Here is a 15,415-nt window from a genome sequence, read left to right as displayed (position 1 = left end):
CTGTGGTCGACCCTTTCGGGGATAGGTCGGCATGCGTCAAGGCCGGGAGGGACCCGGCGGGGTACGGGGCGGCGGGGTCAGGCGTGGGTCAACGCCCGACGCCGGCGGGCCAGTCGGCCGCCGACCTGGATCCGGTCGATCCCGCCACCGGGGCCGGTGAGGAACCGCCCGGTCTGGCTGGTGTCGCCGGTGTCCACGTCACGCATCGCGAACAGCAGGCCGTCGAGCGGGGTCAGCTCGGCGTAGGGATCCCCGTCGACGGCGAGGGCGAGCCGCCCGTCACCGGCCTCGGTGACGGAGTACTCCAGATCGCCGTTGAGGTAGTCGCCGAGGCAGTCCCGGGGCGGGGGCACTCGCCCGGCCCGCGGCGGGGCGCCGGGACAGCCGAGACCGAACTCCGCGGCGAACTCCTGCCACAGGTGGAAGCCGGTGCTGCCGTTGGTCGTCAGCGCGATCACGGTGCCTGATGCGGGGTGCACCCGCAGGTGCGCGGAGGTGCCGTCGGCGGTGCCGTCGTGGCCGAACCACTCGCCGTACACCGCGACGCCGAGGCCCCAGCCGTCCGCCATGCCGAAGGGCTCGGCGCCCGCGACCGGCGTCCTCGCCTCCAGCACCAGGTCCTCGTCGATCAGGTCCGGGGACCCGAGGAACACCCCGCCGACGGCGAGCAGGTCCAGCGCGCTCGCGGCGATGGCGCCCGCGGGCGCGTCCAGCGCACCCAACGATTGCCGTACGGGCCGGGCGGGCCGCGGGCTCCGCACCGCGTGGCCGGTCACGACCTCGCCCGCCGCGTCATCGGTCACGTAGCGCAGGCGCAGGCCGAGCGGGGTGCTCAGCACCGCGTCGACGGCCTCCCGCCAGCTCATCCCGGTCACGGACTCGACGACGCCGCCGACGACCACGTAACCGATGTTGGAGTAGGAGAAACCCGCGCCGGGCGCGCCGACCGGGGTGAGCGTGCTGCACGCCGTGACCACGTGCCTGCGCGGCGAGCTCGCGCCGAGGTCGGTGGCATCCGACGGCAGGCCCGCCGTGTGGCTGAGCAGCTGCCGCGTCGTCACCCGGCCGAACTCCGCGTCCCGCCCCAGCTCCGGCAGGTACTCCGAGATCGGCTCGTCCAGCTCCAGGTCCTCCTCGGTGGCCAGCGCCAGCGCGACCGCGGCGGTACAGGTCTTCGTCACCGAGCCCACCGGGACCTTCGCGTCCTCGGTGAGCGGTGTCCCGCTGCCCTGCCGGGCCGTGCCGAAGACGGCCGAGGACTTCCGGCCGTTCAGCAGCGCGGCGAACTGGGCGCCGGGCACGCCCCGGCTCCCGACCAGCTCACCGAGCCGTCGCGACATCTGGGCGACATTCATCGATCCTCGCTCATCGACTTCCCAGGGGCACGGCTGACCGTGTCCGGTTCACCACGCCCGTGAACCATCTCGGTGTACGACCTGAGAATGTGACCCAAAAGACATCTTGGGCCGGTACCGCAACTCCGTGTGCCCCGCACGGAGTTATGTCGCACTTGGTGCAGGGCAACGGTGTCAAGTCGCTCCGATTTCAGCGACCGCCAAACGGAGCATTCGCGGAAGTATTACCAATGCGATGGTGCGCATCGGCGGAGATGTAACCCGAGGTTTGACGAGAAGCACGCTTATTCACCCTATCGGAGACGTTTTACCTGTAACGGGCTGCTCCACTGGGTGACGAGGGACATATTCGAGTGACCTTACCGGTGAGTAGTCAGGCTCCGTCCGACTCGTTGCGGATGAATTATTTGAATCGCCGGACTCGTCGGTGGTACCAAAGTACCAGCCGTCGTCTGACTTTAGTACCAGTTTTGCGGCGAGTTGTACGGACACATTCACCCTCGGAGTGCCATTCGGTTCGGGTCGTTTCCGAAACGTCCCCGTAGCTCGATTGGGTGGTGCGGCGGGTCTCGCGGTGCGCGGAAAAGCGAAGCCAGTCGCATTCGTCCTGGCAATTGTCAATGAAAGAGGTGATATCGATCGACTCCCGTCGCGACTACGGAACGATCACAAGTCGCCCGCGCCCGGCGTGTGCCGGTCAGCGGGAAGATCACGCTTGCGATTAGGGATGAACTTGGTCACGGCTTGGCCGGGGCGTTGATCGGGTACCGCGCCCGGAGGTAAGACAGCGGCAGGCGAGCGAGGGAGAGCGCGTGGACTCGGCGCAGCAGCTGTTCGGAACCGCCGTCGACCGGGAAGCCGCCGGAGATCTTCGCGGCGCGAAAGCGTTGTACGGCAAGGTGATCGAGACCGAAGACGAGGAGTACGCGCCGGCGGCGGCGGTGCGGCTGGCCCGGTTGCTGGAGGCCATGGGCGATCTGGCGGGCGCGCGTTCGGCCTACCGCGTCGCGGCCGACTCGGCACATCCGTTGCACTCCAGGCTCGCCGCGCGCAGGCTGGCAGGCGCCGCGACGCCGCGTTACGCCGCCGAGCCGAAGCTGCTGGCACCCGTGGCGAACCCGGATCTGTACCGCCGCAACGCTTTTCGGCTCAGCGGCCTTCCCGTCGACGCCACCGCGCGGGACCTGCGGCGCCGCGCGGAACAGCTGCGGGCGGCCGAACGGCTGGGCGCCCCGGCGGACGCGGCGGACCCGGGTGCCGTCAGGGAAGCGCTCACGCTGCTGCGCGATCCGGTGCGGCGGATCGTGGAGGAACTGTTCTGGCTCTGGGAGAACCAGTCTTCGGCTGCGATCGGCGGCGGTCCAGCCCTGCACGACGCCGCCGTACTGGCACATGCCCAAGCCCTCGACGCCGGGCACGACGCGGACCCCGCCCAGTGGCGGCGCGCCTACGAGTACTGGGCCGCGGTCGTCGAGGAAACCGAGTGCTGGCAATGGTTGGCGGAACGGGTCGGCCAGCTCGCCGACCGCAGGCTCAGCGCTCAGACGGTGGAAGCCGTGCGGGCCGAGCTGCCGAGAACGGTCCTGGCGCCCCAGGCCGCCCTCGCGGTCCGCGCGGCGGAAGGCGGAGCCGAGGACATCGCGCGTGCGCACGTGCGATCGCTGCGATTATCCGGCTTCCCGGCCGATGTCGTCGGCGAAGCCCTTGGTGCTGCGACGAAACACATCACCGCGCGGATCAGGGCCGCGTGCCAGAACGCCGAACGCCTCACCGCCGCCGACCCCGAGGACGGCGCTGAAGCCGTCGACGCGCTGTTGGACCAGGCGGACCCGCTGCTGAGGGTGCTGCGCCTGGTGCTCGGGGAGGACTCCAGCGCGTACGCGGCGGCGGCCGACGCGGTCGGCTTGTCGGTCAACACCTGTGTGATCCGGTACGTCAACGAGGGCCACGACTTCGACGACGCGTTCGAGCAGCTGGAAGACGTCCTGGACATCACGGTGAGCCCGCAGGCGCGCGCCGCGATCGAACCGAGCTTCGTCGCCGCGGGCTCCAACGTGCTCGGAGAACTCTGCGAGGACGCCGCCGACCGCGCCACGGTATTGCCCGAGGAGGGCGCGCGGATCGCCGAGGACCTGCTCAGGGAACTGCAGCCGACGTTGGCGGCCCTGGCCGCGCGGGCCGATCCGGAGAACCCGTTCTACCGCGAATGCCTCGACGGCGTGGCGCTGTGCGTGGTCAGCTGCCTCGGCTCGTTCCACGGCGCGACCGGGGACGACGAGGCCACCCTCGCGGGGCTGTCCACCGCGCTCGACCTGGCCGTCGGCGGGGAAGCTCGGTCCGCCATCGAGCAGGCGATCGAGGTCGTGCGCGGCGGGCTCCAGCCGGTCTGCTGGTTCTGCCAGGCCGAGGACGGCAAGGCCGCGGTCTACGAGGCGGCCCTGCACGGCGAGGTCGACCACTCCGAGCTGCCCAGGGTGACCTGGAAGACGGCAGGCGTCGTGGTGCCCAGGTGCACCGGCTGCCGCGCCGCGCACCACCGCCGCGACTGGCTGGACTCCGGCTGGGTCGCCGCGCCGATCCCGTTGCTCGGGGTGCCGTTGGTAGTCACCGGTGTCGTCGCCCTGTTCGACGCGGAGCTCGGTCCTTTCGCTGTGCTGTTGTTCATCTTCGTGTCTGTCTTCCTCCTGTTCGCCGTTTACGGCGCGTTGATCAACGCACGCCGGCGCCGGGCGACGGAGCGGCAGGCGCACCTCGACGCGGCCCTGTCCCGGTTCCCGCCGATCCAGCAGTTGCAGCTGCTCGGCTGGCGGCTCGGCGCACGCCCGCCCGGCCTGTAGAGGAGAAGCATGTCCGTCCACGTCCAGGTGGAGTCCCGCTCGCTCGCCGACGTCGCCACGGCGGTGTGGCGGCTGCGGGCCAAGCTCGCCGACCAGGACTCGCCCGTCCACCGGCACGCGCAGACCGCGATGGACGCGCTCGCCGAAGCCGGGATCGAGGTGCAGTCCTACCGCGACCAGGGCTACGACCCCGGTTTGGCGATCCGCGTGCTGGCCTTCCAGCCGCGCCCCGGACTGACCAGGGAGATCATCGTGGAGACGATCCGGCCCACCGTCTACCTGCACGGGAAGGTGATCAGCATGGGTGAGGTCATCGTCGGCACACCCGTGGAGGACGAGCGGTGAGCGGCACGGTCGACGTCGGCATCGACCTCGGTACCACCAACAGCGCGGTCGCGTTGCTGCGCGGCGTGGACACGGAGGTGCTGAAGAACAACGACGGTGACGAGACCACGCCGTCCGCGGTGTGGGTGGACCGCCGCGAGCGCTTGTACGTCGGGCGTGCGGCGCGGGATCGCGCCGAGGCGGACCCGGACAACACGTGCATGGAGTTCAAGCTGCGCATGGGCACCGCCGGCGTGGCGAAGCGTTTCGCGGCCAGCGGACGGGAGATGTCTGCGGAGGAGTTGTCCGCGGAGGTGCTGAAGTCGCTGCGGGCCGATGTCCGCCAGCGCATCGGTTCGGAGATCGGCGCGGCGGTCGTCACCGTCCCCGCGGCCTTCGACATCCACTCGTGCGACGCGACCCGCCGCGCCGCGGAACTCGCCGGGCTGACGTTCTCGCCCCTGTTGCAGGAGCCGACCGCCGCCGCGCTCGCCTACGGTTTCCAAGCCTCCGAGGAGAACGCGCTGTGGCTGGTCTACGACCTCGGTGGTGGAACGTTCGACGCGGCCGTCATCCAGTTGCGGGACGGGGAGTTCTCCGTGGTCAACGACCGCGGGGACAACTTCCTCGGCGGCAAGCTGATCGACTGGAAGATCGTCGAGGAGCTGTTGATCCCGGAGGCGGTGCGGCAGGCTCCCGCGCTGGCCGGGCTCCGACGCGGTGACCCGCGGTGGTTCGCCGCGGTGAACAAGCTGAAACTGGCGGCGGAGACGGCGAAGATCCGACTGTCCAGAGTGGACACGGCGGACATCCTCGTTGAGCTGGACGACGGCGCGGGCGGGCGGTTCGAGATCGACTTCGAACTGGGCAGGGCCGATGTGGAGCGCATGGCGGAGCCGCTGCTCGTGCGCTCGATCAACCTGTGCCACAAGGCGTTGCGCGAACGCTCGCTCACTCCGGCGGACATCGAGAAGGTCATCCTGGTCGGCGGCCCGACGTTGACACCGTACCTGCGCGAGCGCTTGGCCGACCCCGTGCACGGTCTCGGCATCCCGTTGGACCACAGCCAGGACCCGATGACCGTCGTGGCCAGGGGAGCGGCCGTTTTCGCCGGTACGCAGAGGCTTCCCGCCACTCCTGTCGTCGCCGCGGACGGCTTCGCGGTGCGCTTCGAGTACCAGCCCGTCGGGCCCGACACGGAGCCCTTGGTGGCAGGCAGGATCTCACCCGCTTCGCCGGGCTTGTCGGTGGAGTTCGTCAACGCCGGCACCAGACCGCCGTGGCGCAGCGGGCGGATCAGCGTCTCGGACGCGGGCCTGTTCGCGTCGTCGCTGTGGGCCGAACCGGGGCGGCTCAACACGTTCGCCGTCGAGCTGACCGACGCCACCGGATCACGCCGCGAGGTCGACCCCGACCACATCACCTACACGGTCGGCGCCGTGGAGACCGAGCCGCCGCTCACCCACTCCATCGGCGTCGGCCTCGACGGCAACGAGGCGATGTGGTTGCTGGAGCGCGGAACCGGCCTGCCCGCCCGGCGCTCGGTCACCCTGCGGACCACAGTGGACGGTCTGATCCGCATTCCCGTGCTCGAAGGCGAGTACCACCGCGCCGACCGCAACCGCCGCATCGGCCGCCTGGAGTTCGACACCGGCCGGGCGCTTCCGTCCGGGAGCGAGGTCGTCTTCACCATCGAGATCGACGCCTCCCGCCTCATCAGGGCGAGCGCCTACGTGCCGATGCTCGACGAGGAGTTCCAGGACACCCTCAACCTCCGCACCGAGGTCGCGCCCTCGCAGCCCGCGCTCGTCCGCGCCTTCGACGTCGAACGCTCACGCCTCGCGGAGGTGCGCGAACGCCAACGCGTGCTCGGCAACCCCGTCGCCGAAGTGCTCATCGGCCGCATCGACAGCGAACGCATGCTCCACGACGTCGACACCCTTGTGTCAGCTGCGAAATCCGACCCCGACGCGGCAACGGCAGCCGAGCGGCGGCTGCTCGACCTGCGCGTCGCCATCGACGACGCCGAGGACGAGCTCGCCTGGCCGTCCCTGGTCAACGAGGCGCGCGGCATGATCGCCGAGGCACGTGACCTGGCGGGTGGTCCCGATCTGCCGCTGTACGAGACCGCGATCAACGACGCTATTGAGGCACGAGAAGCTGATTTGCTGCGACAGCGCATGGAGGAGTTGCGGCTGCACGTGATGCGCGAGTTGGACCGCAGTGGCGTGTTGCAGCTGCACTTCTTCCACGCGTTGCGGGAGATGCGCGGGGAGATGCGGAACGGGGTGCACGCCGATCGGTTGATCGCGGAAGGGGATCGGGCGGTCGAGGCGGGGGAGTTCACGCGGTTGCGGGGGGTGAACATGCAGTTGCGGGATTTGTTGCCGGAGCCGCCTTTGCCGCCTGATCCGTTCAGCACCGTGGATCGGGCTCGGTGATCGTGGCTGTTCCTGGTCACCGATCGCGGAACCCGCACCCTTCTGGCGGTTCACGTAGCGTGGCTGAGTGATCGTCATCCCTGACGCGTTCGCGCGAAGCACTGTGGAGCGTGAAGGAAAGCCCGGGGCGGCATGGCTCGCCGAGCTGCCCGGGATCGTGGACGAGCTGCTGGAGCGCTGGCGATGCGTGCCGGATGGCGACGTCGTGCACGGGGGAGTCGGGGTGATCGTGCCGGTGCGGCACGCCGAAGGGGCGGCTGTGCTGAAGGTGTCGTTCCCGCATCCGGGCAACGTCCACGAGCCGGACGCCTTCGCGGCGTGGGGTGGGCGAGGGGCGGTGCAGCTGTACGAGCGCGAGGACGGGCGTTTCGCGATGTTGCTGGAGCGGGCGCGGTCGACGAACCTCGCGGAGGTCGAAGACCTCGATGAGATCGCGACGGTGGCAGGGCGGATGAGCCGACGGCTGGCGATACCCGCGCCGCCAGGCATTCCGGGGCTGCGAGAGCAAGCCGACGCGTGGGAGAAGCAGCTGCGCAGCGATGCCGAGGAGTTGGCGCACGCACTGCCGCAGCACGTGGTGGACGCTGCGGTGGCGACCCTTGACGAGCTGGGGCGCGCGGAGTCGGAAATCCTGATCCACGGCGATCTTCACCCCGGGAACATCCTGTGTGGTGACCGTGAGCCGTGGCTCGCCGTCGACCCCAAGGGGCGTACGGGCGATCGGGCGTACGACGGTGGCACGTTGCTGAAGTCGCTGGCGGTGCGGTTGCTGGAAGCGGACGACTTCGCGAAGGCGGTTGGTCGCACTGTGGCGGTCTTTGCCGAGGCGGCGGAACTCGATCGCGGACGCGTGCGGCGCTGGGTCCAGTTCCACGCCGTCGAAGGTGCGCTCTGGGCTCGGCGGAATGGACTGGGGATCGCGGACTTCGCGGAGCACGTAGCGGGGTTGCTCACGGAACGCGCGTAGGCGGGGACCGGTGTGGTCCCCGCCGGAACGACGTCAGTTCAGCGCGGCGTCGAGGGTGATCGTGGTGCCGGAGAGGGCCTTGGTCACGGGGCAGGTGCTCTCGGCGAGCTTGGCCAGCTCCACGAACTTGTCGTTGTCGACGCCGGGGACGGTGGCGCGGACGGTGAGCGCGATACCGCTGATCCGGAAGCCGCCGCCGGACTCCGGGCCGAGGGTGACCTCGGCGCTGACGTCGATGGCGTCGGCGACCAGGTCGTTGGCGCCGAGGACGCCGGAGAGGTTCATCGCCAGACAGGACGAGTGGGCCGCCGCGATCAGCTCTTCGGGGCTGGTCTGGCCGTCCGGGTTGCCCGCGCGGGTCGGGAACGACACGTCGAACTGGCCCGCGTTGGACGAGTCGAAGGTGACGGTGCCCTTGCCGTTCTGGAGTCCGCCTTCCCAGTGGGTGGTGGCGTCGCGGCTCGGCATGGGGTGCCTCCCTGGAGGTGAGTCGGTCGGTACGAGAGAAAACATAGCGGGCATTTACATCGCGCGCAATGTAAGTCTGGGAGACCCACGTCACGCGGTCGGGCGAGCGGCTGACAACCGCATGATTGGACTTACCCCCACCGCGGCGGTCCAGGCATACGGTCGCGGCGTGAAGATCCACGGAACACGCCTGTCGGCGAACGGGTACGAGTACGACGCGATCACCGCCGGACCCGAGGACGGCGACCTCGTCCTGTTGCTGCACGGCTGGCCGGAGTTCGCCGACTGCTGGACCCAGGAGATGACCGCGCTCGCCGAAGCGGGGTATCGCGCCGTGGCGGTGGACCAGCGCGGGTACTCACCGGGTGCCAGGCCCACCGACATCGCCGACTACCACGTCGACCACCTCGTCAGCGATGTGATCGGGTTCGCGGACGCCCTTGGCGCGCAACGATTCCACCTGGTGGCGCACGACTGGGGCGGCATCGTCGCGTGGGCGGTCGCGGGGGCGCACCCGGATCGGCTGAAGACGCTTTCGGTGCTCGCGACGCCGCACCCGCGGGCGCTGAGCAAGGCGATCGCGGAGGACGAGGACCAGTCCCGGCGCGTCGACTACGTCCGGTTCTTCCAGCGGCCCGGCGGAGTCGCGGAGCAGTCGTTGCTCGCCGACGACGCCGCGCGGCTGCGCGACGCCTATGCCGGGAAGGTCCCCGAGGAGCTGGTCGAGGAGAACGTGCGGCGGCTGTCCGAGCCGGGCGCGCTGACCGCGACGCTCAACTGGTACCGGGCGGTCGGCGAGGGGTTGGGCATCCCGGCCGAGCCGAGCCCGGTGCCGACGCTGTACGTGTGGGGCAGCGAGGACGTGGCGCTCGGGCCGGTCGCGGCCTACCGCACGGCGGACTTCGTGGACGGGCCGTTCCGCTTCGTCGAGCTGACCGGGGCGAGCCACTGGCTGCCCGAGGAGGCGCCGACCGAGGTAAGCGCTCTCATCCTCTCCCACCTGGCCGGTTGATCCGTCCGGAGCCGGTTCCGCCGAAGGTCTTGCCGTAGGCGGAACCGGCCCGACATACTCCCCGCCACACCCGCTACCGCTGGCCGCCTCAGTGGTCCCTGCAGTGAGAGGCGAGCGTGATGTCCTGCAAACTTCGCGCCGGCGCGGCCATGGTCGCGGTCCTGGCGCTGGTCCTCGGCGGCACCGCACAGGCGGAGGCCCCTGCCGACCCCACCGTGATGGCGACGACGTTCGCCGACGAGTTCAACGCGCCCGCGGGCACCCCGGTCGACGGCTCGAAGTGGCAGCTGGAGACCGGCGACAACGTCAACAACCACGAGCGGCAGTACTACACCACCAGCACGAGCAACGCGGTGCACGACGGCGCGGGCAACCTGGTGATCACCGCGCGCCGGGAGAACCCGGGCAACTACCAGTGCTGGTACGGGCGGTGCGAGTACACCTCGGCGCGGCTGAACACCGCGGGGCGCTTCACCCAGGCGTACGGCCGCTTCGAGGCGCGCATGAAGCTCCCGCGCGGCAAGGGCATGTGGCCCGCGTTCTGGATGCTGGGCGACAACATGGGCCAGGTCGGCTGGCCGCAGGCGGGCGAGATCGACATCATGGAGAACGTCGGTCACCTGATGAACACCGTGCACGGCACCCTGCACGGGCCCGGCTACTCCGGCTCCGGTGGCATCGGCGCGGCCTACAACGGGCCGAACTTCGGCGACGGCTTCCACACCTTCGCGGTGGACTGGGCGCCGAACCGGATCACCTGGTACGTCGACGGAAACGCCTACCAGACCCGCACTCCGGCCGACCTCGGCGGTCGGCAGTGGGTGTTCGACCACCCGTTCTTCCTGATCCTCAACCTGGCGGTCGGCGGGTACTGGCCCGGTGACCCCGACGGCAGCACGGTGTTCCCGCAGCAGCTCGTGGTCGACTACGTTCGCGTCACCACCAACAGCGGCGGGGCTCCGAGCGGTCAGATCACCGGCCTCGCGGGCAAGTGCGTGGACGTCGCGAACGCGAGCACCGCCAACGGAACGCCCATCCAGCTGCACGACTGCAACGGCAACGCCGCGCAGAACTGGACCATCGGCGGTGACGGCACGATCCGCGCGCTCGGCAAGTGCCTCGACGTCAACAACAACGGCGCGAACGACGGCGCGGCAGTGGTGCTGTGGGACTGCCACGGGGGAGCGAACCAGAAGTGGGCGACGCCCGCGGCCGGGGACATCGTGAGCATCTCCGGCAACCGGTGCCTGGACGTCACGGGCAACAACCCGGCCAACGGGACGCGGCTGCAGGTGTGGACCTGCGCGGGCACCGCGAACCAGAAGTGGAACGTTCCGCGCTAGGTCCGAAAGGGCGCAATCCGCCGCTTTTTCTTCTATCCGCAAAGGGAAAGCGGCGGATTTCTTTTGGGTAACATGCGATGGTGCTGAAAAGATCAACTGCCCTGGGCGTGGCGACGGTGATCGCATTGACCGCCAGCCCGGCGCTGGCCGCTCCCGCCGTTGTCTGGGGCGCCTGTCCCGGACTTCCCGGCGACGTGGAATGCGCCAAGCTCGACGTTCCCATTGATCATCGGAATCCCGCCGCGGGCACGCTGGTGATCGATGTGAGCAGGCTCAAGGCGACCGGTGGCAAGGGCAGGGAGCTGTTGCTGCTCAACCCGGGCGGGCCGGGTGGGGAGGGCATCGGGCTGCCGCTGGCGTTCAAGGACAACGCGATCGCGGCGAAGTTCGAGGTCGTCGGCTTCAACCCGAGGGGAACGGGCAGCTCACTGCTGAACTGCGGCCTGCCGCCGGAGCCGGGGCTGCCGGTGACCAGGCCGACCGAGCAGCAGATCCGCGACCACATCCTCGACGCGCAGCGCCGCGAGCGCGCGTGCCAGCAGGCCGGTTCCGCCGTTCGGCCGCATCTCAGCACCGCGAATACCGCCAGGGACATGGATGTCATCCGTTCGGCCCTTGGCGGGAAGAAAATCAACTATCTCGGGTTCTCCTACGGAACGTATCTGGGCGCGGTGTACGGCTCGTTGTTCCCGCACCGGATGAACCGCAGCGTCTTCGATTCTTCGATGAACCCGGAGTGGCTGTATTACGAGCAGGCGAAGCAGCAGGCCGTCTCCGCGCGGCAGAACTACCGCACCTGGTCGGGCTGGGTCGCCGAGCACCACGCGCACTACGGCTTCGGTCGCACGGCCGTCGAGGTCCAGGCCTCCCTGGACGCGCTCGGCACGGCGCTCGGCGCGAAGCCCTTGGTCGTCCAGGGTGCGCCGTACCCGATCGACCGCAACGCGCTGGACATCGTGCTCGGAGCGCAGACCCCGAACCGCAAGGGCTGGGCCGACTTCGCCGCCACGATCAAGAAGGTCCGCGAGGCTTCGGTGTCCGGAACCCTCGACCTCGACACCGCCAAGGCCGTCGGTGCGATGCTCGACGATCTGAAGCTGGGCCTCGAACTGCTGCACTCCGGCGCGTTCGCGACGGTGACCTGCGAGGCGGAGTGGTCGCGCGACACCCGCCTCTACGCCTCGGAGATGCGCCGCTTCGCCGCGGAGTACCCCGTCGGTCGTGGTGCCCACGCGGCGGCGGCCTCGGAGTGCGCCTTCCGGTCGTTCACCCCGGCCGAGCCGATGGTCCCGTTGCGCCGCTTCGGTTTCCCGGCCGGGCTCGTGGTGCAGGGCGATCACGACCCGGTGACCGGCTACGCGGGCGGACCGGTCATGGCCTCGCGGATGGGCTACCGTCTTCTGTCCGTTGTGGACAGTGGGGTGCACGGGCACTACGGCCGCAACGACTGCGTCACCAAGGCGATCGACTCCTACCTGATCGACGGAGTCCTGCCCCCGCGGGGCACCACCTGCGCAGGCGACCCCCGCCCCAAGCCCTGACGTTCACGCACCGAATGAGTCATTCGGTGCGTTAGGGCCTAGAAGACCGACCAGCCGGTGAGAGTGGTGAAGCGGTCGAGGGCGGCGACACCGGCGACGGAGTTGCCGCGCGCGTCCAGGCCGGGGCTCCACACGCACACGGTGCACCGGCCGGGCACGACGGCGAGGATCGCGCCGCTGACACCGCTCTTGCCGGGCAGGCCGACGCGGTAGGCGAACTGGCCCGCCGCGTCGTAGGTGCCGCACGTGAGCATGACGGCGTTGATCCGCTTGGCCTGGCTGCGCTCCAACAGGCGGGTCCCGTCGTTGCGGATGCCGTGCCGCGCGAGGAACAACCCCGACAACGCCAGCTCGGCGCAGTTCATCGCGATCGAGCACTGCCGCACGTACTGCGCGAGCACGTCCGGCACGGACGCGCGCATGTTGCCGTAGGAGGCCATGAAGTACGCCAGCGCCCGGTTGCGGTCGGCGTGGGCGGCCTCGGAAGCGGCGACCTCCTCGTCGACGGTGATCCCGGGGGAGCTGCTTTCCTTGCGCAGGAAGGAAAGCAGCTCCCCCGTCACATCACTGCCGCGCGCGGCCAGCTCGTCGGTGACCACCAGGGCGCCGGCGTTGATGAACGGGTTGCGCGGGATGCCGTCCTCGTGTTCGAGCTGGACGAGCGAGTTGAACGGATCACCGGAGGGTTCCCGGCCCACGCGGTCCCAGACCTGGTCCCCGCCGGGCTGGGCGAGGACCAGGGCCAGGGTGAACACCTTCGACACGCTCTGCACCGAGAACCGCTGCCGCCAGTCGCCGGTGCCGTGCACGGTTCCGTCCAGCTCGGCGACGGCCATGCCGAACCGGCCGGTGTCGACGCGGGCCAGCGCCGGGATGTAGTCGGCGGCCGAGCCCCTGCCGACCTCGTCGGCGACCTCGGCGGAGATCCGCGCGAGCAGGTCGGGGATGTGCACGCGGCTACTCCACCGTGACGCTCTTGGCCAGGTTGCGCGGCCGGTCGATGTCGCGGCCCAGCTTCGCCGCCAGGTGGTAGGCGAACAGCTGCAACGGGATGGTGAACAGGATCGGGTCCAGCTCGGTCTCGTTGCGCGGCACCCGCAGCTCCGCGTCGGCCAGGCCCTCGGGCAGCTCGGCGTTGGTCACCGCGATCACCGCGCCGTTGCGGGCCTTGATCTCCTCGATGGTGCCGATGTTCTTCGACAGCAGCTCGTCGTCAGGGACGATGATCACCGTCGGCATGGTGTTGTCGATCAGCGCGAGCGGGCCGTGCTTGAGCTCGGAGGCCTGGTACGCCTCGGCGTGCACGTAGGAGATCTCCTTGAGCTTCTGCGCGCCCTCGCGGGCCACCGGCCAGCCCCGGACGCGGCCGACGAAGAACATGCTCCTGGTGTCGGCGAAGCGCGCGGCGACCTCGGCCACCGCCTGCTCCTGGGCCAGGATCTCCGCGACCTGGTCGGGCAGCCTGCGCAGGCCGGCCACGATCCGCTTGCCGTCCGCGGTGGACAGGTCGCGCACGCGGCCCAGCAGCAGGGCGAGCATGGCCAGCGAGGTCGCGGTGTTGGTCAGCGCCTTGGTCGAGGCCACCGACACCTCCGGCCCGGCGTGCAGGAAGATGCCGCTGCCGCACTCGCGGGCGATGGCGCTGCCGACCACGTTCACCACGCCGAGCAGCTGACCGCCCTTGCGCTTGAGCTCCTGGGCCGCCGCGAGGGTGTCCAGGGTCTCGCCGGACTGGCTCAGCGCCACGTAGAGGGTGTCCGCCTCCACCACCGGGTTGCGGTAGCGGAACTCCGACGCGGGCTCGGCGTCGGCGGGGATGCGGGCCAGCTCCTCGACCAGCTGCGCGCCCATCTGGCCCGCGTAGTAGGAGGAACCGCAGCCGAGGAACTTCACCCGGCGGATCGCGCGCAGCTCGCGCGGGTCCATGTTGATGCCGCCGAGGTGGGCGGTGGCGAAGCGCTCGTTGAGCCTGCCGCTGAGCGCCCGGCTCAGCGCGGTGGGCTGCTCGTGGATCTCCTTGCTCATGAAGTCCGCCGAGCCGCCCAGCTCGTAGTCGTCGACCACCAGGTCCACCGTGGTCGGGGACTTCACCACCGGGCTGGCCTCCACGGCCAGGGTGCTGGTGTGGAACTCGTCGGCGCGCACCACGGCCAGCTCGCCGTCGTCGAGGTAGACCACCTGCTGGGTGTGCCGGACCAGGGCGGCGACGTCGGAGGCGACGAACATCTCGCTCTCGCCGATGCCGAGCACGATGGGGCTGCCGTTGCGGGCCACCACCAGCTGGCCGGGGTTGTCCAGGTCCAGCACGACGATGCCGTAGGTGCCCTCGACCCGGCTCAGCGCCTCGCGGACCTTCTCCTCCAGCGTGGCGGCCTCGCTGCGGCCGATCAGGTGGGCCAGCGCCTCGGTGTCGGTCTCGGAGGCGAAGACCACGCCGTCGGCGGTCAGCTGCGCCCGGAGCCGGTCGGCGTTCTCGATGATGCCGTTGTGCACCAAGGCGATCCGGCCACTGGCGTCCAGGTGCGGGTGCGCGTTGGCGTCGCTGGGCTCACCGTGCGTCGCCCACCGCGTGTGCGCGATGCCGATGGTGGCCGGGATCTCCTCCTTGATCAGGTTCCGCAGCTGCTGGACGCGCCCCTCGGTCTTGATGACCCGGAAGCCGTCCGCCTCGGGGGTCGCCAGCCCGGCGGAGTCGTAGCCGCGGTACTCCAGCCGGTGCAGACCCTCCACGAGGATGGGCGCGGCCTGCCGCCTGCCGATGTATCCAACGATGCCGCACACGCCTGTCGGTTTCCCTTCACCCGTACACGATGCGCCGCAGCTGCCGCTCGCTGAACGCGGGAGCGGCCACCGGCCGCCGCCGCAGCTCAGCCGCGAGCACGCCCCAGATCTCGGCGTTGCGCAGCTGCTGGCGCTGGAGCTCGGAGTGCCGTCGCCGTACGTAGTCCTCGGCGCTCTCGCCGAAGTACGCCACGACGTCGGCGACCACCCTGGCCGCCGTCGACGGGGGCAGGCCGGTGGTGGCCGACACGTGCCGGACCAGATCGCCCGCCCCGTCTTCACTCACGAGGGGCGAGCGTGTCAGACCGCGGCTCCCGACTCAAGTTCCGTGCCCGATTTCGGGCAC

General features: G+C 70.1%; 12 protein-coding genes. 7 read left to right on the top strand and 5 right to left on the bottom strand.

What is annotated here, in order from left to right; all coding sequences use genetic code 11:
• Positions 1–77: 77 nt before the first annotated feature.
• Positions 78–1,355 (bottom strand): serine hydrolase domain-containing protein, encoded by a 1,278-nt coding sequence (locus BLT28_RS12305; protein WP_052407525.1) that lies wholly within the window; start codon positions 1,353–1,355, stop codon positions 78–80.
• Between the two features lie 812 nt (positions 1,356–2,167).
• On the opposite strand from BLT28_RS12305, the gene BLT28_RS12300 reads away from it, so the two are divergent.
• The 4 genes from BLT28_RS12300 (at position 2,168) to BLT28_RS12285 (ending at position 7,924) form a co-directional block, all read left to right on the top strand.
• Positions 2,168–4,192, top strand: a complete 2,025-nt coding sequence (locus tag BLT28_RS12300; RefSeq protein ID WP_030430621.1) for a tetratricopeptide repeat protein — start codon at positions 2,168–2,170, stop codon at positions 4,190–4,192.
• A gap of 9 nt (positions 4,193–4,201) precedes the next feature.
• The gene (locus BLT28_RS12295; RefSeq protein WP_030430622.1) at positions 4,202–4,537 is read left to right on the top strand and encodes a hypothetical protein; all 336 of its coding nucleotides are present in this window, start codon (positions 4,202–4,204) and stop codon (positions 4,535–4,537) included.
• Entirely contained in the window at positions 4,534–6,957 is a 2,424-nt protein-coding gene (locus BLT28_RS12290; protein ID WP_043812288.1) for an Hsp70 family protein, read from the top strand. The genes BLT28_RS12295 and BLT28_RS12290 overlap by 4 nt, the downstream gene beginning before the upstream one ends.
• Positions 6,958–7,024: 67 nt before the next feature.
• Entirely contained in the window at positions 7,025–7,924 is a 900-nt protein-coding gene (locus BLT28_RS12285; RefSeq protein WP_030430624.1) for an aminoglycoside phosphotransferase family protein, read from the top strand.
• A gap of 33 nt (positions 7,925–7,957) precedes the next feature.
• Here the strand turns inward: BLT28_RS12285 and BLT28_RS12280 are convergent, their stop codons facing one another.
• Complete coding sequence (locus BLT28_RS12280; RefSeq protein ID WP_030430625.1) at positions 7,958–8,392, bottom strand: OsmC family peroxiredoxin; 435 nt, start codon at positions 8,390–8,392, stop codon at positions 7,958–7,960.
• 169 nt (positions 8,393–8,561) lie between these two features.
• On the opposite strand from BLT28_RS12280, the gene BLT28_RS12275 reads away from it, so the two are divergent.
• The 3 genes from BLT28_RS12275 (at position 8,562) to BLT28_RS12265 (ending at position 12,288) form a co-directional block, all read left to right on the top strand.
• Positions 8,562–9,404 carry an alpha/beta fold hydrolase gene (locus BLT28_RS12275; protein ID WP_030430626.1) on the top strand — a complete coding sequence of 281 codons (843 nt, stop codon included), beginning with the start codon at positions 8,562–8,564 and terminating at the stop codon, positions 9,402–9,404.
• A gap of 119 nt (positions 9,405–9,523) precedes the next feature.
• Positions 9,524–10,747: a ricin-type beta-trefoil lectin domain protein gene (locus tag BLT28_RS12270; RefSeq protein ID WP_030430627.1), complete on the top strand. Its 1,224-nt coding sequence runs from the start codon at positions 9,524–9,526 to the stop codon at positions 10,745–10,747.
• Between the two features lie 116 nt (positions 10,748–10,863).
• Positions 10,864–12,288 carry an alpha/beta fold hydrolase gene (locus BLT28_RS12265; protein WP_162184870.1) on the top strand — a complete coding sequence of 475 codons (1,425 nt, stop codon included), beginning with the start codon at positions 10,864–10,866 and terminating at the stop codon, positions 12,286–12,288.
• A gap of 38 nt (positions 12,289–12,326) precedes the next feature.
• Here the strand turns inward: BLT28_RS12265 and BLT28_RS12260 are convergent, their stop codons facing one another.
• Genes BLT28_RS12260 through BLT28_RS12250 form a run of 3 tightly spaced genes read right to left on the bottom strand, consistent with a single transcriptional unit; the run spans position 12,327 to position 15,355 of the window.
• The gene (locus BLT28_RS12260) at positions 12,327–13,241 is read right to left on the bottom strand and encodes a glutaminase (RefSeq protein ID WP_030430629.1); all 915 of its coding nucleotides are present in this window, start codon (positions 13,239–13,241) and stop codon (positions 12,327–12,329) included.
• Positions 13,242–13,245: 4 nt separating this feature from the next.
• On the bottom strand, positions 13,246–15,069 hold the full coding sequence (gene glmS, locus BLT28_RS12255) for a glutamine--fructose-6-phosphate transaminase (isomerizing) (protein WP_030430630.1): 1,824 nt from the start codon (positions 15,067–15,069) through the stop codon (positions 13,246–13,248).
• Positions 15,070–15,085: 16 nt separating this feature from the next.
• Positions 15,086–15,355, bottom strand: coding sequence for a hypothetical protein (locus BLT28_RS12250; protein WP_030430631.1), 270 nt, complete (start codon positions 15,353–15,355; stop codon positions 15,086–15,088).
• Positions 15,356–15,415: the final 60 nt, after the last annotated feature.

It is taken from the genome of Allokutzneria albata, assembly GCF_900103775.1.
In the GTDB taxonomy this organism is placed as follows: Bacteria; Actinomycetota; Actinomycetes; order Mycobacteriales; family Pseudonocardiaceae; genus Allokutzneria; species Allokutzneria albata.
This window is presented reverse-complemented; position numbering and strand designations above follow the sequence as displayed.